General features: G+C 63.4%; 20 protein-coding genes. 10 read left to right on the top strand and 10 right to left on the bottom strand.

All coding sequences use genetic code 11. The annotated features are described in order from the left end of the window. Window positions 1–63: 63 nt before the first annotated feature. Window positions 64–1065, bottom strand: coding sequence for a cell division protein FtsZ (gene ftsZ / locus AC1DXU_RS02405; protein ID WP_477363891.1), 1002 nt, complete (start codon window positions 1063–1065; stop codon window positions 64–66). A gap of 271 nt (window positions 1066–1336) precedes the next feature. Here ftsZ and AC1DXU_RS02400 point away from each other — a divergent pair, with 271 nt between their 5' ends. After that, entirely contained in the window at window positions 1337–1576 is a 240-nt protein-coding gene (locus AC1DXU_RS02400) for a BrnA antitoxin family protein (protein WP_477363888.1), read from the top strand. A gap of 14 nt (window positions 1577–1590) precedes the next feature. Here AC1DXU_RS02400 and AC1DXU_RS02395 read toward each other — a convergent pair whose 3' ends face one another. The 9 genes from AC1DXU_RS02395 to AC1DXU_RS02355 form a co-directional block, all read right to left on the bottom strand. After that, window positions 1591–2355 (bottom strand): ABC transporter ATP-binding protein, encoded by a 765-nt coding sequence (locus tag AC1DXU_RS02395; RefSeq protein WP_477363885.1) that lies wholly within the window; start codon window positions 2353–2355, stop codon window positions 1591–1593. Between the two features lie 8 nt (window positions 2356–2363). Next, window positions 2364–3362 (bottom strand): ABC transporter substrate-binding protein, encoded by a 999-nt coding sequence (locus AC1DXU_RS02390; protein WP_477363882.1) that lies wholly within the window; start codon window positions 3360–3362, stop codon window positions 2364–2366. 37 nt (window positions 3363–3399) lie between these two features. Continuing rightward, window positions 3400–4248, bottom strand: coding sequence for an ABC transporter permease (locus AC1DXU_RS02385; protein WP_477363879.1), 849 nt, complete (start codon window positions 4246–4248; stop codon window positions 3400–3402). 41 nt (window positions 4249–4289) lie between these two features. After that, window positions 4290–5654, bottom strand: coding sequence for an LLM class flavin-dependent oxidoreductase (locus AC1DXU_RS02380; RefSeq protein ID WP_477363876.1), 1365 nt, complete (start codon window positions 5652–5654; stop codon window positions 4290–4292). Between the two features lie 59 nt (window positions 5655–5713). Then, window positions 5714–6271, bottom strand: a complete 558-nt coding sequence (msuE, locus tag AC1DXU_RS02375) for an FMN reductase (RefSeq protein WP_477363873.1) — start codon at window positions 6269–6271, stop codon at window positions 5714–5716. A gap of 148 nt (window positions 6272–6419) precedes the next feature. Beyond that, window positions 6420–7775: a glutamine synthetase family protein gene (locus tag AC1DXU_RS02370; protein ID WP_477363870.1), complete on the bottom strand. Its 1356-nt coding sequence runs from the start codon at window positions 7773–7775 to the stop codon at window positions 6420–6422. A 241-nt stretch (window positions 7776–8016) separates the two neighbouring features. After that, a complete protein-coding gene (locus AC1DXU_RS02365) occupies window positions 8017–8715 on the bottom strand; it encodes a GntR family transcriptional regulator (protein WP_477363867.1) in 699 nt (232 codons plus the stop codon). Next, complete coding sequence (locus AC1DXU_RS02360) at window positions 8708–8830, bottom strand: hypothetical protein (protein WP_477363864.1); 123 nt, start codon at window positions 8828–8830, stop codon at window positions 8708–8710. The genes AC1DXU_RS02365 and AC1DXU_RS02360 overlap by 8 nt, the downstream gene beginning before the upstream one ends. 88 nt (window positions 8831–8918) lie before the next feature. Beyond that, window positions 8919–10565 carry an acetolactate synthase large subunit gene (locus tag AC1DXU_RS02355; protein WP_477363861.1) on the bottom strand — a complete coding sequence of 549 codons (1647 nt, stop codon included), beginning with the start codon at window positions 10563–10565 and terminating at the stop codon, window positions 8919–8921. A gap of 283 nt (window positions 10566–10848) precedes the next feature. On the opposite strand from AC1DXU_RS02355, the gene AC1DXU_RS02350 reads away from it, so the two are divergent. The 9 genes from AC1DXU_RS02350 (at window position 10849) to AC1DXU_RS02310 (ending at window position 22279) form a co-directional block, all read left to right on the top strand. Then, window positions 10849–12372 carry an FGGY-family carbohydrate kinase gene (locus tag AC1DXU_RS02350; RefSeq protein ID WP_477363858.1) on the top strand — a complete coding sequence of 508 codons (1524 nt, stop codon included), beginning with the start codon at window positions 10849–10851 and terminating at the stop codon, window positions 12370–12372. Next, window positions 12369–13145, top strand: a complete 777-nt coding sequence (locus tag AC1DXU_RS02345; RefSeq protein ID WP_477275274.1) for a DeoR/GlpR family DNA-binding transcription regulator — start codon at window positions 12369–12371, stop codon at window positions 13143–13145. The genes AC1DXU_RS02350 and AC1DXU_RS02345 overlap by 4 nt, the downstream gene beginning before the upstream one ends. Further along, on the top strand, window positions 13142–14854 hold the full coding sequence (locus AC1DXU_RS02340) for a glycerol-3-phosphate dehydrogenase/oxidase (RefSeq protein ID WP_477363855.1): 1713 nt from the start codon (window positions 13142–13144) through the stop codon (window positions 14852–14854). The genes AC1DXU_RS02345 and AC1DXU_RS02340 overlap by 4 nt, the downstream gene beginning before the upstream one ends. Window positions 14855–15235: 381 nt before the next feature. Further along, window positions 15236–16249 carry a sugar-binding transcriptional regulator gene (locus AC1DXU_RS02335; protein ID WP_477363852.1) on the top strand — a complete coding sequence of 338 codons (1014 nt, stop codon included), beginning with the start codon at window positions 15236–15238 and terminating at the stop codon, window positions 16247–16249. A 33-nt stretch (window positions 16250–16282) separates the two neighbouring features. Continuing rightward, a complete protein-coding gene (locus AC1DXU_RS02330; protein ID WP_477363849.1) occupies window positions 16283–16939 on the top strand; it encodes a DUF2291 family protein in 657 nt (218 codons plus the stop codon). Then, window positions 16936–18474 carry a sugar ABC transporter ATP-binding protein gene (locus AC1DXU_RS02325; RefSeq protein ID WP_477312331.1) on the top strand — a complete coding sequence of 513 codons (1539 nt, stop codon included), beginning with the start codon at window positions 16936–16938 and terminating at the stop codon, window positions 18472–18474. Before AC1DXU_RS02330 ends, AC1DXU_RS02325 begins: the two co-directional genes overlap by 4 nt. Before the next feature lie 24 nt (window positions 18475–18498). Then, entirely contained in the window at window positions 18499–19632 is a 1134-nt protein-coding gene (locus AC1DXU_RS02320; protein ID WP_477363846.1) for an ABC transporter permease, read from the top strand. A 37-nt stretch (window positions 19633–19669) separates the two neighbouring features. Continuing rightward, entirely contained in the window at window positions 19670–20611 is a 942-nt protein-coding gene (locus AC1DXU_RS02315; RefSeq protein WP_454576318.1) for a D-ribose ABC transporter substrate-binding protein, read from the top strand. Between the two features lie 108 nt (window positions 20612–20719). Beyond that, window positions 20720–22279 carry an FGGY family carbohydrate kinase gene (locus tag AC1DXU_RS02310; RefSeq protein ID WP_477363843.1) on the top strand — a complete coding sequence of 520 codons (1560 nt, stop codon included), beginning with the start codon at window positions 20720–20722 and terminating at the stop codon, window positions 22277–22279. Window positions 22280–22283: the final 4 nt, after the last annotated feature.

Genomic DNA, 22283 nt, shown 5'->3' with positions numbered 1-22283 from the left:
CACAAGCCGCAAGCGCCAGCAGCGACTGCCGGGCCGAGGTCCGTAGCTGACGAGGGGGCTAATTCATGCGAATTTCTGATCCGCCAGTAGCGGCATTTCAACCGCGCGCCGCAATCCCGTCGCGACGACCGACACCCTGAATTTGCCGGCCAGTGCCCGGTCGAATATGGCGCCGACGATGATGTCGGCGTCGGCGTCGACCTCCTCGCGTATGCGGGTGGCGGCCTCGTCGACCTCGAACAGCGTCATGTCCATGCCGCCCGAGATCGAGACCAGGACGCCCTTGGCGCCGATCATCGAGGCTTCATCGAGAAGCGGGTTGGCGATCGCCGCTTCGGCAGCCCGCTTGGCGCGGCCTTCGCCAGTGGCTTCGCCGGTGCCCATCATGGCGCGGCCCATGTCGCGCATTACCGACTTCACATCGGCAAAATCGAGATTGATCAGGCCTTCCTTGACGATGAGGTCGGTGATGCAGCCGACGCCCGAATAGAGGACGCGGTCCGCCATGACGAAAGCGTCGGCGAATGTGGTCTTGGCATCGACGATCCTGAACAGGTTCTGGTTGGGGATGACGATCACCGTATCGGCGCATTCGCGAAGCCGCTCGATGCCCTCTTCGGCCGATTGCATCCGGCGTTTGCCTTCGAAGGTAAACGGCTTGGTGACGACGGCTACGGTCAGAATTCCCGCCGCCCGCGCCGCCTGCGCGATGACAGGCGCGGCACCGGTTCCGGTTCCGCCGCCCATGCCGGCGGTGACGAAACACATATGTGTCCCCGCCAGGTGGTCCATGATCTCGTCGATCGATTCCACCGCAGCAGCGCGGCCGACCTCGGGCAGGGACCCGGCACCCAGGCCTTCCGTGATGTGAGCGCCCAACTGGATCAGCCGTGAGGCCTTCGACATGGTCAGCGCCTGGGCATCGGTGTTGGCGACGATGAATTCCGCGCCCTGCAAACCTTCGGCGATCATGTTGTTGATGGCGTTGCCGCCACCGCCGCCGACGCCGACAACCGTTATCTTCGGCCTCATCTCGGAGATTTCCGGCCTGGTCGCGGTGTTCATTGCCGTTTCTCCCTGGAAAGCGGTGGTCGACATGATCGTTGCCGGCACCCGCACGAAAACTTGGTCGCAAGGGATGCCAGAATCAGGCTCGTGGCCATGCCACAGGGAATCAGAACGCGGAGTCTGCGGCAAGGTGCAATGCACGTTGCAGATGTCACACGGAAGGTGAATTCTGGGGTTTTGCCGGTGAAATGAACGACAATCTCGCGCCACATGGGTTATTGTGGCGCATTCGTCCCACGTCAAAGTCGTCTTCACCCAGGGTCAATCCATGGCAAATCCACCGCGCCGACCGACAAATCCGATGGAGGCCGCCGAAGCCGCCTTCAAACCAATCAAGAAGCCGGTGGCGCCGGTTCGTGAAGCATCAGCCGCGCCCAATGTCAGAGAACTTGTTTCAATCAGGATCGACCGGGCGGTGCTGGATTATTTCCAGGAGGATGGGCCCGGCTGGCAGGACCGGATCAACGACGCGTTGCGGCAGGCTATAGCCGGCAAGCCGATCGTCTAGCTCGTCTGCCTCGGTCAGTGCAGGCCGAATTCGCGCAGCAGTTCTTCGCGATAGCGCACGAACCGGCTTTCGCTGCGGTCGCGCGGGCGGGGCAGGTCGACATCGATCAACCGTGCCGCGCCGCCTTTCTCCTTGGGCAGGATCAGCACCCGGTCGGCAAGATAGATCGCCTCTTCCAGATCGTGGGTGACCATGACCATGGTGACGTTCTCCTCGCTCCAGATGCGGGCCAGTTCCTCCTGCATGCCGATCTTGGTCATCGCGTCGAGCGCGCCCAGCGGTTCGTCGAGCAGCAGGATTTCCGGCTGCACGGTCAGCGCCCGGGCGATGCCGACGCGCTGCGCCATGCCGCCGGAAAGCTGCCTCGGCCAGGCATCGGCGAATTCGGCGAGGCCGACAAGCGCGATGTAGAAGCGGGCCCTTTCCTCGGCGTCCGCCTTGGCCACGCCGCGCAATTCGAGGCCGAAAGCGACGTTGCCGAGCACGGTCAGCCAGGGCAGCAGGCGCGGTTCCTGGAAGATCACCGCGCGCTCGGCGCCGACGCCGTGAACCGGCTTGCCGTCGATGGCGACGCCGCCACTGTCGGCGGCCTCGAGCCCGGCAAGAATGCGCAGCAGCGTGGTCTTGCCAGAGCCGCTGGCGCCGACGATGACCAGGCATTCCCCGGAGCGGACGTCGAGGTTGAGCGTCCTCAGCACGGCAAGCTGACGCCCGCCGAGCGTGAAGGATTTGGAGAGGTCGCGGATCGAGACCTCTCCGCCGCGGTTGGTGCCGGTCATTTTAGCTCTCAGTTCGTCTTGGTTTCGCCGGGCCGGTACAGAATGTCGGCGGCCTTCAGCTTGCCCTTGCCCAGTCGACCGTCGCCTTCCAGCACAGCAACCCAGAAGTCGATGTCGCGGTCGGTCGCCTGCGCGCCTTCACGCAGGCCAAAGCCGGTCCAGTAGCGGGCGAGATCGCCATTTTCGCCGCGCTTGTTGAGGATGTCGGCCAGCACCTTGCGGGCTTCGTCCGGATTCTGCCGCGACCAGTCGGAGGCGCGTGCCGACTGTTCGACGAAGTTGCGGGCGGCGTCCGGGTTGGCGGCGATGAAGTCGCGCCTGAGCACGACAAAGCCGCCGGCGAGTTCGCCCAGCACGTCGGTGTCGTTGAACACGCCGCGCACGCCGCCATTGGCGACCAGCGCGCCGGCGAAGGTCGCCTGCCAGTAGCCCAGGCCGGCGATATCGACCTGGCGCGAGCGCAAGGTCTGTTCGAGCTGCGGCCCGGGCACGACGACAAGGTTGGCCGCATCCGGGGGCAGGCCGACGCTGTGCAGCGCCTCGCGCACCGTATAGTCGAGATGGGCGCCGAGCGTGTTGACCGAGATGGTCTTGCCGGCGATGTCGGCGATCGATTTGATCGGGCTGTCTTCGAGCACGTAGAAGACGCTTTTGACTTGCTTGTTGATGCCGTTGCTCGGATAGGCGGCGACGAAATCGTTGCCGCCGGAGATCGAGTTGATCACCGCGGCGGTGGCCGCCGAACCGAGGTCGACGCTGCCGGAGGAAAGCGCAAACAGCGATTCCGGGCCGCCGGCGGCATAGCCGACATTCTCCAACTCGATGCCGAGGTCCTTGAAGTAGCCAAGCTCGTAGGCCAGCTCATGCGGGGAGATGCCGCCTCGGCTGGCAAGGTAGCGAAATTTGACGGGTGAAGCTTCGGCAAAGGCGAAGCGGGGCAGGCCGGCGGCGATGATGCCGGCGGCAAGCGGTGCACCGGCAAGCAGGGAACGACGCGTGATTTTCATGATCCTATCTTTCCTAAGATGAGAGGAGGGGGACTGCTCAGTTGACGGGATTGCTCCAGCGGCACAGTCGCCGCTGCAGGACAACCAGCGCCTGGTTGGCGATCAGGCCTAGGCCGGCGAGGATGACGATCGCCGCGAACATCAGCGGGATCTGGAAATTGTATTGCGCGTTCATCACCTGGAAGCCGATGCCCTTGTTGGCGCCGATCATCTCGGACGCGATCAGCAGCAAGAGCGCCGTGGTGGCACTCAGCCTCAATCCAACGAAGATCGAGGGAATGGCACCGGGCAGCACGACGCGGCGGAACACGGTGAGCCGCGTCGCGCCATAGACGCGCGCCATTTCGAGCAGCTTTGGATCGACCTCCTTGACGCCGCTGGTGGTGTTGAGCAGCAGCGGAAATAGAGTCGCCCAGAAGATGACGAAGATCTTGGAGGTTTCGCCCAGCCCCAGAAGCAGAATGAACACCGGGTAGAGCGCCAGCGCCGAGGTCTGCCGGAACAGCTGCAGGATCGGGTCGAGCGCGGTTTCGACAGCGCGCACCTGGCCCATGAACAGGCCAAGCGGAATGGCGACCGCAACGGCGGCGGCGAAGGCAATGCCGGCGCGCTGCAAGCTGATGGCGATGTCGCCGAGCAAGACGCCGCCGGCGAGCCCTTTCCACAGGGCGGCAACGATCATGTCGACCGGCGGCAGCACCGCCGCATTGACCCACCCGACACTGCTCGCCACCTGCCAGAGCGCCAGGAACCCCAGAAGAACGCCGTAGCGCGACAGGAAACGGACGGCCGCCCGGCCGCCGGGTCGCAGGAAGTCAGTGTCTAGGCCGGTTCCGCTGCGGCGTGCGCCGATCGTGATTGGCCGCTCGATGTGCTGCAAAGTCATCGTCTTGCCCTTCCTTGGAAGATTGTTGGCGCGCCGGAGGATTATTCGGCGGCCAGTACGGTCGAGCGGGCTGATGTCCACGGGTTTTCCGGCCGCCTGAGGCCAAGGTTCTCGCGCAACGTCCTGCCTTCGTAAGCGGTGCGGAACAGGCCGCGGCGCTGCAGCTCGGGGATGACCAGTTCGACGAAGTCGTCGAGTGCGCCGGGCAGCCAGGGCGGCAGGATGTTGAAGCCGTCGGCCGCCTCGCTGGTGAACCATTCCTCCAGCAGGTCGGCCACCTCCGTGGCGCTGCCGACGATAGTGTAGTGGCCGCGCGCGGTCGCCACCCACTGGTAGAGCTGGCGGATGGTGAAGTTGTGCTCGTCGGCGATCTGACGGATCAGCGCCTGGCGGCTCTTCATGCCTTCGGTTTCCTTGCTCGGCGGCAGCGGGCCGTCGAGTGGATACCCCCTGATGTCGAGCGTCTGGCCCGCCAGCCCGTTGAGCAAAGCGACGCCATCCTCGGGCAGGATCAGATCGTTGAGCTGCTGATATTTGGCGCGCGCTTCTTCCGTGGTGCGGCCAACGAAGGGTGCTACGCCGGGCATAATCAGCACCTGGCTCGGATCGCGGCCGACAGCCGCCACGCGCGCCTTGATGTCGCGGTAGAATTCCTGCGCCGTCTCGAGCTTCTGATGGGCGGTGAAGATGACCTCAGCCGAGTGCGCGGCGAGCCCGCGTCCATCCTCGGACTGCCCGGCCTGCACCACCACCGGGTGACCCTGCACGGGACGCGGCACGTTGAGCGGACCCTTGACGCTGAAATGCTCGCCCTTGTGGTCGACGTCGTGCAGCTTGTCCTTGTCGTAGAAGCGGCCAGACTGCTTGTCGCGGATGAAGGCGTCGTCCTCCCAGCTGTCCCACAGCGCCTTGACCGTGTCGACATGCTCATGCGCCCTTGCATAGCGCTCGGCATGGTTGGGCTGGACATCGCGGTTGAAGTTCTGGGCGGTCTCGTCGCCGGCTGAAGTCACGACATTCCAGCCGGCCCGACCGTTGGACAACAGATCGAGCGAGGCGAATTTGCGGGCCAGCGTATAGGGCTCCTCATAGGTGGTGGACGCGGTGGCGATGAAGCCCAGATGCGTGGTCAGCGGCGCCAAGGCCGCAAACAGCGTGACCGGCTCGAAGCCGGCGATCTTGGCGTTGCCGCCTTCGCGGGCGCCGAGACCGACGGTCAAATTGTCGGCAAGGAAATACGCGTCGAACAGGCCGCGCTCGGCGGTCAGCGCCAGCTGTTTGTGGAACTCGAAATTCGTCGCGCCGTCGGCCGGCGCGTCAGGATGGCGCCATGCGGCGATATGCTGTCCGCCACCAGGCAGGAATGCACCAAGCTTGATCTGTCGGGACTTGCTGGGTCTGGTCATTGCGTTTTCCTTCTGGACGGTGCGGGAAGGGATCCTGGATTGTTGGTCCGTGGCGCGTTTCAGGCGGCAACACTGACACTGGCTGGCACCCCGATGATCCGGCTTGCCTCTGCTACCGCTTGCCGGGCGCGGGCCTGGATGGCCTCGGACACCAGCACGCCGTTGGCGAAGTCCTTGTCGGAGGCGTAGATCGCGGTCGGCAAGGTCAGTGCCTCGAAGAAGCCGAACAAAGGCCGCAGCTGGTGTTCGACAATCAGCGAATGACGCTCGCCGCCGCCGGTCGCCGCGAGAATGATCGGCTTTCCGCGCAGTGATGACGGGTCGAGCAGGTCGAAGAAATGCTTGAAGAGCCCGGTATAGCTGCCTTTGAAGGTGGGCGAGCCGACGACCAGTATATCGGCGCCCAGCAATTGCTCGACGATGTTGCGGGCCGACGGATCCAGATCAGCGATACGCCTTGCCTGCGGAAAGGACGGCCCGAGATCTTCGATGTCGAAGACGGTCGAAGCCGCGCCGATGTTTTGCGCCACTTCGCCGACGATGTGGCTGACGAACGCCTTGGTCTTCGACGGACGGGTCAGGTTGCCCGACACCCCCACCACCAGCTTTTTCGACATTTTAGGCTCCTCGCAAAGCACTCGATGTGCATTAAGCCTACCGATTTTATAGAATTAAATGAGCGAGGAGATTTCAAAACAAACCCGGCAAGCGGATTGAGTTTGCGGCAGATCGCCGTTGATTGGTTTTTTCGACGCGAAGGGCGACCTAGACGCTTTCGAGATAGGTCTCGATCTCGAAGTCGCTGACATTGAGCGCGAACGTGTTCAGCTCCTGGCGTTTGCAGGCGATGAAGGAGTCGCGCAGGATGGGTGGAAAAATCTCCGCCACATGCTGCCCGCTCTCGAAGCTGGCGATTGCCGAGGCCCAGTCCGGCGGCAGCTTGGCCGGCGGAAGGCCCTGCCCGTCATTGCCGGCGGGATCGCCCGGCGACAGCTGCCTCTCGATGCCGATCAGCGCCGCACCCAGGATCGCCGCCAGCACCAGGTATGGATTGGCGTCGGCTCCCGAGACGCGATGCTCGATGCGGCGGGCGCTGGTCGGCCCACCGGGAATGCGGATGGCGACCATGCGGTTCTCATAGCCCCAGGCAACTGCGGTCGGCGCATAGGAGCGCGGACGCAGCCGGCGGTAGGAATTGAAGTGCGGCGCAAACACCAGCGTGCTCTCGGCCATGGCAGCAAGCAAACCGCCGACCGCATGGCGCATTGTCTCCGAACCCTGATCGCTGCCGTCGTCGAAGACATTGCGGCCTTCGGTATCGGTCAGGCTGAAATGGACGTGAAAGCCGTTGCCGGCACGGTCGCCATAGGGCTTGGCCATGAAGCAGGCGGCAAAGCCGTGCTTGCGGGCGATGCCCTTGACGGTGCGCTTGAACAGCACGGCATCGTCGGCGGCGCGCAAGGCGTCGGCGACATGGTTCAGGTTGATCTCGAACTGGCCGACGCCATTCTCGGCGATCGCGGTATCGACGGGAATGCCTTGCGTGCGGCAGGCGTCGTAGACGTCGTGGATAAAAGCTTCGAAGTCGTCGATCTCGTCGATCGACAGTGCGGCGTCGGAATCGAGGCGGCGCCCGGTTACCGGCGACACCGGCCCGACCGGCCGCTGCGATTGCGGGTCGACCAGATAGAATTCAAGTTCCGTGGCAGTGACCGGGGTCAGGCCAAGTGCTGCGTAGCGATCGAGGATGCGGGCCAGCGCCCGACGCGGGTCACCCAGAAACGGCGCGCCGTTTTCATCGGCAAGCCAGAGCGGGACCAGGGCCGTCGGGTGTGCTGTCCAGTTGACAGGCAGGATGCCGCGGCCCGTCCACTGGCAAAGGCCATCGGCGTCGCCAGTCGAGAAAACCAGCGCGTTGCCTTCGATGTCCTCACCCCAGACGTCGAGCCCGATCAGCGAGAAAGGCATGCGCAGCTTGCCCTCCAGCGCCTTGCGTGCCTGTTCGACCGGGATGCGCTTGCCGCGCATGATGCCGTTCAGGTCGCACACCGCAGCCCTCAGGCTGTGGATGTCGTCCCTGCTTTCAAGCCAGTTCAAAACGTCCGCAATTGCATCGCCCAATTTCCAACCCCTGGTTTTTGAAGGCCGTAACCTCTTGGGTTACGATATCCCTGATAAAAATAGCTTCGTGAGTTTTGGAAAACCGCTCCGGCTGTCGCCAGATGCTTTTCCTTCATTTTTTCAATTCACTAGCCGGAATATCGGGAGGCATTTCAAAACCAATTGTGCGATTTGCGATCGCAACATAGCGACATTGCATGAGAAAGCCAAGCTGCCTTGAGGACGCTCTCTGCGTCATGCTTCAAGTCCGCGTTTCCGGAAACTTGACCTGCCGCAAGATATGCGCGGCACCTTCGTCGATATCGCGCATGATGGCGGCGCGCGCCCGCTCGCCGTCCTGAGCCTCGATCGCCGCAACCGCCTCCTCGTGATAATCGATGTCGAGAATGGAGGCGAGGTCGTCTTCGAAGCCCATGGCCAGGTTCCTGAGAAACGGGCCGATCTGCATCCATACCGTTTCGATCAGAAAGATCATCTGTTCGTTGCCGCAATGGCGATAGATCGAGAATTTGAAATCGTGGTTCTTGCGCAGATAGTCGTCGATGTCTCCCTTGCGGGCTGCCTGGGTCAACTCGGTACAGTGGCGGCGGATTGCCCGCAGATTGTTGCCGTTGATGAGCTTCGTCGCCAGTTCGGTCGCCGAGCCTTCGAGAAGGGTGCGCACAGCGGTCAGCTGCGAGAACCGTTCGGCCGAGATGATCGGCACCTCGACGCTGCCGTTCGGCATCGGGCTCAGCGCGCGCAGCGCCTGCAGCCGCATGAAGGCGCTGCGCACCGGCATGTCGCTGGTGCCCAGTTCCTTGGCCAGCTTGCGCGAGGTCAGTTTCTGGCCGGGCACGAACTGGCCCGACATCAAGGCCCGGACGAGTTCCAGATAGACTTTCTCATGCAGGGGAACGGTGTCGACGGCGGTCAACCCGATTTGTGTTTTGTCAGCCATCGGCCACGCGCTGCTTCTTTGTTCTGAAATCTACAGAGCTGGCGACATCCGCCGCCAGGTATCTTGCCCCGCCGAACGCGGCGTGAAGGCCGAAGTCAGCAATTTTCAAACCCATGATAGGCGCGGCAAGCGCAGCGCCGCAAGCCGCGCCGGGATTGTGTCGGGCGCCAGGACGAGCGTGGACGAAACTGCCCGTCGAGACATCAAATCTCTGGCGCTGCCGGTAGTCGCTGGCTCAATTCATCGACGAGAACACGCTTGTTTTCCGAGTAGTCGATGGGGACAACGACGAGATGGACGCCGCCGCCGGCGAACGCCTGCTCCAGAGAGGATCGGAGTTCGCCGATGGCGCTCACCCTGGTTCCCTTGGCGCCGTAGGCCTCGGCGTACCTGACGAAGTCGGGATTGCCGAATGTCATGCCGAAATCGGGAAACTCGTCGACCGCCTGCTTCCAGCGGATCATGCCAAAGGCGTTGTCCTCGATGAGCAGGACGACCAGGTTGAGCTTGAGCCTGACGGCGGTTTCCAGCTCCTGGCTGTTCATCATGAAGCCGCCGTCGCCGCAGACGGCCATGACGCGGCGTCCGGGATAGAGCATGGCGGCCGTCATCGCCGACGGCAGCCCGGCGCCCATGGTCGCCAGCGCGTTGTCGAGCAGCAGCGTGTTGGCGACCCGGGTGCGGTAATTGCGCGCGAACCAGATTTTGTACATGCCGTTGTCGAGCGCCAGAATGCCGTCCGCCGGCATGACCGCGCGCACGTCATGGACCAGGCGTTGCGGCGTGAAGCGGTCTTCGGTGGCGCGCGCGGCAATCCAGTTCAAGATGCCTTCGCGCAATGGCAACAAGGCTTGTGCGTTGGGGATGTTGCCTTCGACGCGCTGCGCGAGCAGGCTGAGCGAGGGGCCAATGTCGCCGATGACCTCGGTCTGCGGAAAATAGACCTGCTCGACATTGGCCGGCTGATAGCCGACATGGATCACCTTCGGCCCGTTGGCGCCCATGATGAAGGGCGGCTTCTCGATCGTATCGTGGCCGATGGTGATGATGAGGTCGGCTCGTTCGATCGCCTCATGCACATAGTCGCGTTCGGAGAGCGCCGCCGTGCCCATATAGAGCTCGGTTCCACCCGGCACGGTGCCTTTGCCCATCTGCGTGGTGAAATAGGGGATCTGAGTTCGCAGCACGAACTGGGCGAGGTCCGACGTCGACCTTGGTCGGGACGCCGCTGCACCCAGCATGATGAGCGGACGTTGCGCCTGCATGATCATCCGTGCGGCGCGATCAAGCGCAACCGGGCTCGCCAGGGGCAGTTCGACCGGGTGCGGGGGAACCAGGACCGCCTGTTCGCATTGCTCGGCCGCAATGTCTTCGGGCAGCTCAAGATGGACAGGCCCGGGACGCTCCTCCTCGGCCACGCGGAAGGCTTCGCGTACCAGGGACGGGATCATCTTCGGCGAGACGATCTGGCGCGAAAGCTTGGTCAGCGGCTTCATTGCCGCAACGATGTCGACAATCTGGAAGCGGGCCTGCCGTGACGACAGAATTCCCTTCTGCCCGGTGATCATGATCATCGGCATCGCCCCGAGCAGTGCATAGGCGGCGCCGGTCGAGAGGTTCAACGCGCCAGGGCCGAGCGTGGTGATGCAAACGCCGGGTCTGCCGGTGAGCCTGCCATAGGTCGCCGCCATGAATGCCGCAGCCTGCTCATGGCGGGTCAGGATGAGCTGGATCGACGATTTGCGAATGGATTCGACGACGTCGAGGTTTTCTTCGCCCGGAATTCCGAAGATGCGATCGACGCCCTCATTCTCGAGGGCGGCAATGAGCAGGTCAGAACCCTTGTACACGAAGCAACTCCTGGAATGAACGGATCGAGTGAGACATTTTACTGGCGATAGAAATACAACTGAATCAGTAGGTTGTCGGTCAACTCGCTTTCCGGTCGTTCAACCTCACTGAGACGCCGAGACTGTTTTGAACATCAATTGACGTTAAATTAACATCGCGATATGGTTCATTTGGCCTGTATGGTGCCGATTCCATTCTTGTACCCCGTCGCTCATTGGTTGTCGTCAAATCCATGCGAAGCCGCTGCATCGAAAAATTCATGACGCCGGGAGGGCGCTGATCATGCCCTGCCTGCTCGGGATCGACAACGGCCTCACCGTCACCAAGGCGGTGATCTTCGATGCCGATGGCACGCAACTGTCGGTGGCTCGGCGGCGGGTGCCGCAATCGATGCCGAAGGCGCGCTGGGTGGAGCGCGACATGGCTGGTCTGTGGCAAGCGACCACCGAGGCCATCCGCGAGGCGATTGCATTGTGCGGCCGGCCGCCCAGCGACATCAAGGCGGTGGCGGCGACTGCGCATGGCGACGGGGTCTATCTGCTCGACAAGGACCGCCGGCCACTGGGACCCGGGATCCTGTCGCTCGACAGCCGTGCGGGCGAGATTGTCGACAAATGGTCTCAAGGTTCGGTTTTCGACGAAGCGCTGGCGCTGACCGGCCAGGCGCCGCATGTGTCGGCGCCCTCGGCGCTGCTGGCCTGGATCCAGCAGAATGATCCCGACCGCTATGGGCGCATCGCTCATGTGCTGGCCTGCAAGGACTGGCTGCGCTTTTGCCTGACCGGCACGATCGGCACCGACCGGACGGAGGCCAGCACCTCATTCACGGATTTCCGCACGCAAGCCTTCGCGCCGGAGGCGATGCGCATCTTCGGACTGGACGACCTTTTCGATGCGCTGCCGCCAGTGGCGCATTCGGCCGACATCGTCGGACAGGTCACCGCCGAGGCCGCTGAAATGACCGGCCTGCCCAAGGGCACGCCCGTGGCCTGCGGCCTGCATGACGTGACCGCATCCGCACTTGGCATGGGCGGCCATGAGGAGGGCACGCTCGCCATCGTCGCCGGCACCTATTCCATCAACGAAGTCGTTTCGTCAAAGCCGCGCGTCGACCGGCGCTGGTTCTGCCGCAACGCCCTCGACGCCGGTCGCTGGAACAACATGGCGATCTCACCGGCCTCGACCGCCAACTACGACTGGTTTCTCGACACGTTCTGCCGCGCGGAGCAGGACAGGACGGATGGCGGCTCCATCCACGAATTGCTGGCAGCTGAAATCGACGCTGCGCTGAAAAAACCTTCGACCATCCTGTTTCATCCATATCTGTTCGGCTCTCCCTATGGCGATGCCGCCAGCGGCAGCTTTGTCGGCCTGCATGGCTGGCACAATCGCGGCGATATGCTGAAGGCGGTTCTGGAAGGCATCGTCTTCAATCACCGCACCCATGTCGAAGCCCTGCGTGACGGCTTTGCTGTCAGAGAGATCCGTCTGACCGGCGGCAGTTCGCGCAACCCGGTCTTCGTGCAGATGTTTGCCGACGTGCTGAACGCCCCGGTCACTGTCACCTCGACGGATGAGACCGCCGCCCTGGGTGCCGCGCTTTGCGCGGGTGCCGCGGTCGGCTTGTTCAAGACGCCGCAAGAGGGGGCAAGGCAGGTCGGCATGACGGCGCGGACATATCAGCCCGCGCCCGCCTCCAGCGCTGTGTTCAATGAGCGGTTTTCGCTCTACTGCCGCATCGCCGAGCAGATGAAGGCGCATTGGCCGGAGATCGAAAGGCTGGCGCGGCCAGGAGGGAACGCATGATCAAGGCCGACGAACGGCGCGAAGAGATCGCCGACTATGTGATCAAGCTCGGCCAGGTGCGCATCGACGATCTGGTCGAGCATTTCGGCGTGTCGCGCATGACCATCCACCGGCACATCGACCGGCTGGCGCAGCAGGGCGTGCTGCGCAAGCTGCATGGTGCGGTGACGGTTCAGCCGTCCGGTCTCTACGAAAGCGCCTTCCGCTACCGTGTGACGGTCAACAGGGCCGAGAAGGATGCGCTGGCGCGGGCAGCGCTGGACTATGTCGAAGCCGGCCAGGTGGTGATGCTCGACGATTCATCGACGGCAAACGCGGTCGCGACGCTGCTGCTCGACGTCAAGCCGCTGACGGTCGTCACCAACAGCGTGTCGACAGCTGCGCTGATGATCAATGTCGACGACATCGATTTCATCTGTCTCGGCGGCCAGTATCACGGCACCTACAACGCCTATATCGGCATCGTCTGCGAGAACGCCGTGGCGCAGCTGCGCGCCAATGTACTGATCTGTTCGGCTTCGGCGATCACCGGAACCACGGCTTTCATCCAGGATCCGAATGTCGTGCGGGTGAAGCAGGCGATGATGGCCGCATCGGTCAAGCGCATCCTTTTGGTCGACCACGCGAAGTTCGACCGGATCGCGCTGCATGTCTTCGACGATCTGACCAGTTTCGACGCCGTGCTGGTAACCGAGGGCCTGGGCGACGCGCAGGCGCAGAGCCTCGAGCGGGCCGGCGTGAAGCTGCGCATCGTCAAGACGAAGGCGCCATGAGCCCAACCGACGGAGCAGGCACGGACAACGCCGCCGGGCGTGTCGCTACCATGGCTGCGACCGGCGAGGTCGACGTCGTCATTCTTGGCGCCGGCATCAACGGGGCAGGCCTGTTTCGCGACCTGTGCGCGCAAGGCGTCAGCTGCCTGATCGTCGACAAGGGCGATTTCGGCTCGGGCACCAGTGCCGCGCCGTCGCGGCTCATTCATGGCGGTCTCAAATATCTCGAAACCGGCGAGTTCGGGCTGGTGGCGCAGTCGACGCTCGAACGCAATCTGCTTCTGCAAAACGCGCCGCACTATGTCACTCCGCTGCCGACCGTCATCCCGATCTTCTCGTGGAGCAAGGGCATGCTGGCGGCGTTGCGAACGCTGTTCGGCTCGACCAGCGCGCCGCGCAGCCGCGGCGCCATCCTGATCAAGATCGGCCTGATGATCTATGATTTCTACGGTTCACGAAATCAGGTCATGCCGCGCCACAGCATGATCGGGCGCCGGCAGGCGCTTGGCGAGATGCCGGCGCTCAACCCGGCGATCGTCGCCACCGGCACCTATTACGACGCCAAGATAAGCCACCCGGAACGGCTGGTGCTGGAACTGATCCTCGACGGGCTGCAGGCAAACACAGCGTCCGCCAGCGCGAACTATACGGCGCTCGAGACTTCAACCGATGGCGTGCTCACCTTCCAGCGGGAAAATGGCAGTGCCTTTTCGGTGCGGCCGAAGCTGGTGGTCAACGCGGCCGGTCCATGGATCGATGACGTCAATGCGTTGCTTGGCGCGCCATCGAAGATGATCGGCGGCACCAAGGGCTCGCACATCCTGCTGAAGCACGACGAGCTGGTCAAAAGCCTGGCCGGGCGCATGCTCTATTTCGAGGCCGATGACGGCCGCATCTGCCTCGTCTACGACTATCTCGGCCTGGCGCTGGTCGGTTCGACCGACATCAAGGCCGACAATCCGGACGCGGTGCGCTGCGAACCCGAAGAAGTCGACTATCTGCTCGAGAGCGTGCGCACGCTTTTGCCGGGCATGGCGTTCGAGCGTGACCAGATCGTCTATGCCTACAGCGGCATCCGACCCTTGCCGACGTCCGAGGCATCGACGCCTGGACTGATCAGCCGCGATCATTCGGCGCCGGTCGCCGAGCCGGACGCCAACAGGCCCTTTGCGGTCATTTCGCTGGTCGGCGGCAAGTGGACGACGTTTCGCGGCTTTGCCGAGGAAGTCACTGATACCGTTCTCGGCCGCCTGCAGCGCAGCCGCAAGGTGTCGACGCAGTCGATGCCGATCGGCGGCGGCAGGGATTTTCCGGCCAATGCCGCGTCGCGCGCAGACTGGCTGGCTGAGGCAGTGCAGGCAACGGGCGCCGGGGAGGGGCGCCTCGACCAATTGCTGTCGCGCTACGGGACCACAGCAATGCGGATTGCCAAGTGGGCGCCGAATGATGAGGGGCGCCTGCCGGACTCCGACGGCTACGGCAAGGCGGAAATCGACTACATCGCGCGCAACGAATTCGTCGAGCATCTGGCCGATATCGTCATGCGCCGCAGCACCTTGGCGATAGGCGGTTCGCTGACAAGTCGCGATTTACAGGAGATTGCGTTGATCGCCGCGCGTGCGTTGCAGTGGAACGCTGAGCGCCTTGCGTGGGAAGTCGAAGCCGCTGCTGTCGAGCTCGAGGACAGGAACCTGATGCGGCTGGGCTGATCGCGCCATCGCCGCGCCGATAACTTTTCCCGAGGCAACCCGATCGGTTTGCCCTGTTGCGCCGTGTGCGCGAATCTTCCCATCTCACAGCCAGATTGGGATTTTTCTGCCACCCGATATATTTAAGCAAAAACAGATGGTTAGAGACAATTTCGGCTACCGTTTCCGGCGCTTTGCCGTTATCATTGGCGCGAGATAACACAGATTGACGTTAATTTAACATCACCGTATGATCGCCTCATATGCTGACCTCCTAATAGGCCTGCGTTGGCTGCCGATCCGTCGGCTGAGGGCGCCATCCGCGGAGGGATTGACAGCGATGCAAAGGTATGAAAATTTTTGCACAGAATGATAATAATATCATCTCGGGGAGGAGATGGCTTGAAATCTGGTGGAGCCGCGAACCGCGACCATGAGTCCAGTCTCGCCACGCGCGCGGCCTGGCTTCACTATGCCGGCGGTCTGACGCAGGCCCAGGTGGCCAAGCGGCTTGGCCTGACCAGCCTCAAGGCGCACCGGTTGATCACCAAGGCCAACCAGGAAGGTTTGGTCAGGGTCTTCATCGACGGCGACGTCGCCGAATGCGTCGATCTGGAACAGCGCCTGACCGCCGCCTATGGGCTCGACTATTGCGAGGTGGTTCCCGATCTCGATCAGGACGAGCTGCCGCTGAAGGGTTTGGGCATTGCCGGCGCCCAGTTCCTGAAGCGCGAAATCGATCGCGGCGAAGACATGCTGATCGGCGTGGGCCATGGCCGCACGCTTGCGGCCAGCGTCGAGTATCTGACGCGCACCACTGCCGCCCACATCCGTTTCGTCTCGCTGCTCGGCGGTGTGACGCGCAAATTCGCCGCCAACCCGCACGACGTCATGCATCGCCTGGCCGAGCGGACCGGCGCGCAGGCCTTTGTCATGCCGGTGCCTTTTGTCGCCAACACGGCCGAGGACCGCGAGGTGCTGCTTGGCCAGCGCGGCATCAGCGATGTGTTCGCTCTCGCCGGCCGGTCCGACCTGATGTTCGTCGGAATAGGCACGGCCGAACGCGAGGCGTCGCTGGTCGCGACGGGCATGATCGAACCGTCCGAAATCGACGAGGTCAAGCGTGACGGCGGCGTCGGTGAATTGCTGGCGCATTTCTTCGACGACAAGGGGCGCCCGGTCGAAACGGCGCTGTCAGAGAGAATATTGGCGCTTCCCCGCGACCAGTTGAAGGGCCGCAGGATCGTCGCCGTCGCCGGCGGCAAGGTGAAGGTGCGGGCCATCAAGTCAGTGCTCGAAAGCCGTTATCTGAGCGGCCTGATTACCGATGAATGCACGGCCCGCGCGCTCGTCGAACTCGACGATGCAGCCGGTGCCACGAAGCGCCGCGCGAACGGAGGATCGACGAATGCGTGACAACGGAAAATCCGCATCGCTGGTGGATGTATCATGAGCGTGAAGGCTGCCTCCGCACCCGCCCGGCAGGCCTCGCCCGGTCTGCGCCGGGCACTTGCTGGCGCCGCGGTTCTGGTTCTGCTCGGCGCCATGGCGCTCGACACCAAGGTGGTGACGATCGGCTCCGCCGGCGACGTTCGCAACGCCGTCTTTTCGGCTGCCGACTATGGCAAGTCGGAATTCCCCAAGGTGCAGGCCGATGTCGAGGCGCGCGCCGCCGATGCAGTGACGGTGGCGGCCGCGATCGCCAAGGACAGGGCGACCGCCGAAAAGGAATATGGTGTGCCGGCGGGTGTCGGACCGGTCATCTCGGTCAAGTTCAGCGGCGTCGTCGGCGAGGGAAAGTCGGGCATCTACAAGGTCGCCGTCGACGGTTTGCCGGATACGTTGACCGTCCGTGTGCAGACAGGGCCGGCGATCAACGGAACCGAGCTCCGCGACGCCACCGGCAAGATCACCTTCGGTCAGTTCACCAACCAGATCGAGTATCAGGACGCCGGCTCGGCGCTGAACAACGAGATGAAGACGGAGGTGCTGGCGAAAGTCGATACCAGCGCCTTGACCGGCAAGACCATAGCGGTGGTCGGCGCCTTCAAGCTGGTCAATCCGAAGAGCTGGCTGGTCACACCGGTGAGGCTGGAGGTCAAATGAATTCGGCTTCCGGCACAGAGCCCGCCAATGGCGACGCCGTGCTTTCGGCGCGCAATGTCGTGATGTCGTATGGCGGCGTCCACGCGCTCAAAGGCGTGAACTTCGACATCCATCGCGGCAAGGTCACCACCCTGTTCGGGGAGAATGGCGCCGGCAAGTCGACGCTGATGAAGATCCTGTCCGGCGTGGTGACACCGACATCCGGCGACATCGTGCTCGACGGCAATCTCGTCAGCTTTTCCTCGTCTTCGGATGCGCGCGATCGCGGCATTTCGATCATCCACCAGGAACTCAGCCTGGCGCCGAACCTCAGCGTTCGCGACAACATCTTCATGGGTCGCGAACTGCGCACCAGAACCGGCCTCGACTTCGCCGAGGAGTCGCGCCAGGCGCGGGCGCTGATGGCCGACCTCGAAGAAGACATCGACCCGATGACCCTGGTCGAGGATTTGCGCCTGGGGCAGCAGCAGATCGTCGAGATCGCACGCGCGCTGTCGGTCGATTCCCGTATCCTGATCATGGACGAACCGACCTCCGCGCTCAGCGCGACGGAGGTGGAGGTGCTGTTCAAGGTGATCCGCGACCTGACCAGCCGCGGCGTCTCCATCGTCTACATATCGCATCACCTCGAAGAGGCGCTGCAGATCACCGACTATGCCGTCGTGCTGCGCGACGGGGCGATCACGGCGACGGCCGAGGCCAAGGACATCGATCTCGAATGGATCGTCCGCAACATGGTGGGCGAGAATTTCGACCTCGGCTCACCGCCGACCGGCCATGCGTTCGGCGCGGTGGCGTTGTCGATCGAGAATGTCAGCGTCACCGACGCTTCCGGTTCAGGCTATGTCGTCGATCATCTGTCGCTGGACGTCAAAGCAGGCGAGATCGTCTGCATCTATGGGTTGATGGGTGCGGGACGCACGGAATTGCTGGAGGCCGTCGCCGGACGCGTGCCGATGGCGGGCGGACGGGCGCTGCTGGAAGGCCAGGACGTCTCGGGGCTGACCATTGCCCAGCGCATCGCCAGAGGCCTTGTGCTGGTGCCCGAGGATCGGCAGCGCGACGGTCTGGTCCAGACCATGACCGTCGGCCGCAATCTGTCGCTTGCCAGCATCGAGGCATTCGCCAAGGGCCTGTTCCTGTCCCGGCCGAGGGAACGCGCATTGATCGACGAGTCGATCCGCAAGGTGACCATCAAGACCGCAGGCGGCAACGCCATGATCGGATCGCTGTCGGGCGGCAATCAGCAGAAGGTCGTCATCGGCAAGATGCTGACGACAAATCCCAAGGTCATCCTTCTCGATGAGCCGAGCCGCGGCATCGACGTTGGCGCCAAGGCCGAAGTCTTCCGGCTGCTCAGCGAGCGCGCGGCGCAAGGCCTGGCGGTCGTCTTCTCGACCTCGGAAGTCAATGAGTGCCTCAGCATCGCCCATCGCATCGTCGTCATGCGGCGCGGCAAGATTTCAGCCGAATTCGGCGCGAACGCCACCAAAGAGCAGATCATGGCCGCCTCCGGCGAAGCCGTGGTCGCCTGATCACAGAATTTCGGAGCCCCGATCATGACCGATGTCAGCCAGGCCAGCAAACAGTCCAGCCCCAGTACAGGCGGCGAAGGCTTCGACGTGGCCAAGCTGCTGCTCGAGGGACGGGCCTTCTTTGCCCTGATCGTCATCATCGTCGTCTTCTCGATCCTGTCGCCCTACTACCTCTCGGTGGCGAATTTCCTGACCATGGCCTCGCATGTCGCCATCTTCGGGATTCTCGCTGTCGGCATGCTGCTGGTCATCCTCAATGGCGGCATCGACCTGTCGGTCGGATCGACGCTCGGGCTTGCCGGCGTCGTTGCCGGTTTCCTGATGCAAGGCGTGACGCTGACCTGGCTGGGTGTCGTTCTCTATCCGCCGGTCTGGGTGGTCGCGGTGCTGGCCTGCATGCTGGGTGCTGCTGTCGGTCTGATCAACGGCGTGCTGATCGCACGGTTCAAGGTTCCGGCCTTCGTCGCCACGCTCGGCGTCATGTACATGGCGCGCGGCCTAGCGCTGCTGATGACCAGCGGCCTGACCTACAACAATCTCGGTGGCAAGCCGGAGCTGGGCAACACCGGCTTCGACGCGCTTGGCTTCAACCGCCTGTTCGGTGTGCCGACCGGCGTCGTGGTGCTGGCGGTGATCGCGCTGATCGGCAGCGTCGTCCTGAACCGCACCGCATTCGGGCGCTGGCTCTACGCCTCAGGCGGCAATGAGCGCGCCGCCGAACTCTCCGGCGTTCCGGTCAAGACGGTGCAGATTTCGGTTTATGTGCTTTCGGGCATCTGCGCCGCCATTGCCGGCCTGATCCTGTCCTCGCAGCTGACCTCGGCCGGACCGACCGCGGGCACCACCTACGAGCTGACGGCGATCGCCGCCGTCGTCATCGGCGGCGCGGCACTGACCGGCGGCCGCGGCAACATCCGCGGCACCTTGCTTGGGGCCTTCGTCATCGGCTTCCTGTCCGATGGTCTGGTGATCATCGGCATCTCATCCTACTGGCAGACAGTGTTCACCGGCGCCGTCATCGTGCTCGCCGTGCTCCTCAATGCCGTTCAGTATCGCCGCCGTAGCAAGCTTCCGGCTTCGACGGGCGGCCAACCAACTTCTCAGAAACGGGGGAAGGCCGAACCGGCCAATCCTGCCCAAGGGAAGACTGCCAGGTGACTGGAGCAACACCGCGTAAATCATTGGAGGAATGTACATGAAAATCGTGCTTAGAAGTTTGCTTGCCGCCGCGATGGTGGTTGGGTTTAGCGCAGCCGCATCGGCCGCGGGCCTGATCTCGATCATCGTCAACGATCCGGCCAACCCGTACTGGCTGACCGAAGGCAACGTCGCCAAGGCCGAGGCCGAAAAGCTTGGCTATACGGCCAATGTCGCTGCCCACAAGGGCGACACCAACACGGAAAGCAATCTGATCGACACCGCCATCACCAACAAGTCGGTGGCGATCATCCTCGACCCGGCCAATGCCGATGGTTCGGTCGGCGCGGTGAAGAAGGCGATTGCCGCCAACATCCCGGTTTTCCTCGTCAATGCCGAGATCAACCAGGAAGGCCTCGCCAAGGGTCAGCTCGTTTCCAACAACGCGCAGGGTGCAGCTCTCGGTGCCCAGCAGTGGGTGCAGGCGGTCGGTGAAAAGGGCAAGTATGTCGAACTGCTCGGCGCCCCGTCGGACAACAACGCCGCCACGCGCTCGAACGGCTACGCGACCGTGCTGAGCCAGTACCCGGATCTCGAAAAGGCAGCTTCGCAGGTCGCCGACTGGGATCGTACCAAGGGCCACGACAAGATGCAGAGCATGCTGCAGGCCAATCCCGACATCATCGCCGTAATCAGCGGCAACGACGAAATGGCGCTCGGCGCGGTTGCGGCGCTGAAGGAAGCCGGCAAGCTGGCCGGCATCAAGGTCGGCGGCTTCGACGGCTCGCCGGATGCGGTTGCGGCCATCAAGTCCGGCGAACTGCAGTACACCGTGCTCCAGCCAGTGGCCATCTTCTCGGCGAAGGCCGTGCAGCAGGCCGACTCGTTCATCAAGTCTGGCGCCACCGGTGCCACCAGCGAGAAGCAGCTGTTCGATTGCCTGCTCATCACCAAGGACAATGTGGACAAGTACACCGCACCGTTCGTGCTGTCGGAGTAAGACCTGCACAGGGGGTGTCCTTGCGGACACTCCCTGCCTCTTCTACGGCTTCCCTACAACAAAGACTGCGCCTTTGAATTGCCTTCATAACCATCCGGAACTTGCCGCATGAAAGACCTGCTGATCGGGATCGACGCGGGAACGTCCGTGATCAAATCGGTCGCTTTCGATCTTTCGGGGCGGCAGCTTGCCATGGCGTCAGTGACCAACTGCTTCGTCACGCTGGAAGGCGGCGGCGCCGAGCAGGACCTGGAGCAGACCTGGCGCGACATGGTGCTGACCGTTCGCGAGTTGGCGACGAAACTTCCCGATCTGGCGCCGCGAACCGCGGCGGTCGCGATCACCGGGCAGGGCGACGGCACCTGGCTGATCGATGGTGACGGCTTGCCGGTCGGGCGCGCCTGGCTCTGGCTGGACGCCCGCGCTGGACATCTGGTGGACGAGGTGCGCGGCGACGCCCGCGATCGCACGCGGTTCGAGATCACCGGCACCGGGCTCAATGCCTGCCAGCAAGGGGCTCAGCTCAGCTGGCTGAAAAGGAACAGCCCGGAAATCCTCGAGCGGGTCGCCACTGCCTTTCACTGCAAGGACTGGCTCTATTTCAAGATGACCGGCGAGCGCGCCACCGATCCCTCGGAAGGCACATTTACATTCGGCGATTTTCGCTCGCGCAGCTATTCCGATGAGGTGCTCGACATTCTCGATCTGACGACACATCGGCGACTGTTGCCGCCCATGCTCGAAGGCACGACCGACCATCATCCGCTTTCGCCATCGGCAGCCGGGGAGACCGGCCTGCTTGAGGGCACGCCGGTGGTGCTCGGTTACGTCGACATGGTCAGCACCGCACTCGGCGCCGGCCTCTACGATCCGAGCAGCAATGTCGGCTGCACGGTCATCGGCTCCACCGGCATCCACACGCGCCTGGCGCGCACTCCTGACGATGTCGTCCTCAACGACAACGCGTCGGGCTACACCATCGCCATGCCGGTTCCCGGCGCCTATGCGCAACTGCAATCCAACATGGCGGCGACGCTCAACATCGACTGGCTGCTTGGGCTGGCGCGCGACGTGCTGACCGCCAGCGGCGCAAAACCTTCGCGCGAAGAGCTGCTGAAGGCGCTCGATGCCTGGGTGGAAGGATCGGAGCCTGGATCGTTGGTCTACCAGCCCTATATCTCGCTCGCCGGCGAACGCGGACCGTTCGTCGATCCAAACGCACGCGCCAGCTTCATCGGCCTTTCGGTCAAGCACGGCTTTGGCGATCTGGCGCGCGCGGTTCTCGAGGGCTTGGCCTTCGCGGCCCGCGATTGCTACCAAGCGATGGGCAGCATGCCGAGCGAAATTCGCTTGTCGGGCGGTGCGGCGCGCAGCCCGTCGCTGCGCCGCATCATCGCTGCTGCGACCCGCGCGCAAGTCAGAACCAGCAGCCGCCAGGAGGCAGGTGCTGCGGGTGCTGCGATGATGGCCGCGGTCGGGCTCGGCGTCTATCGCTCCATGGATGAGTGTTGCGCCGAATGGGTGACGCCGCTGCTGGGCGAATGCGATGCCTATGACGAGGCGCTTTCCCAAACCTACGATGCGCTGTTTCCATCCTTCGTCGCGGCGCGCCAGGCGCTGCGGCCGGTATGGAAAGGTATGGCGCAGCGCAGAGGAGCAAAGTCTTGAGCGA

The sequence above is a fragment of the Mesorhizobium sp. P3_A10 genome (assembly GCF_056403175.1).
This window is presented reverse-complemented; position numbering and strand designations above follow the sequence as displayed.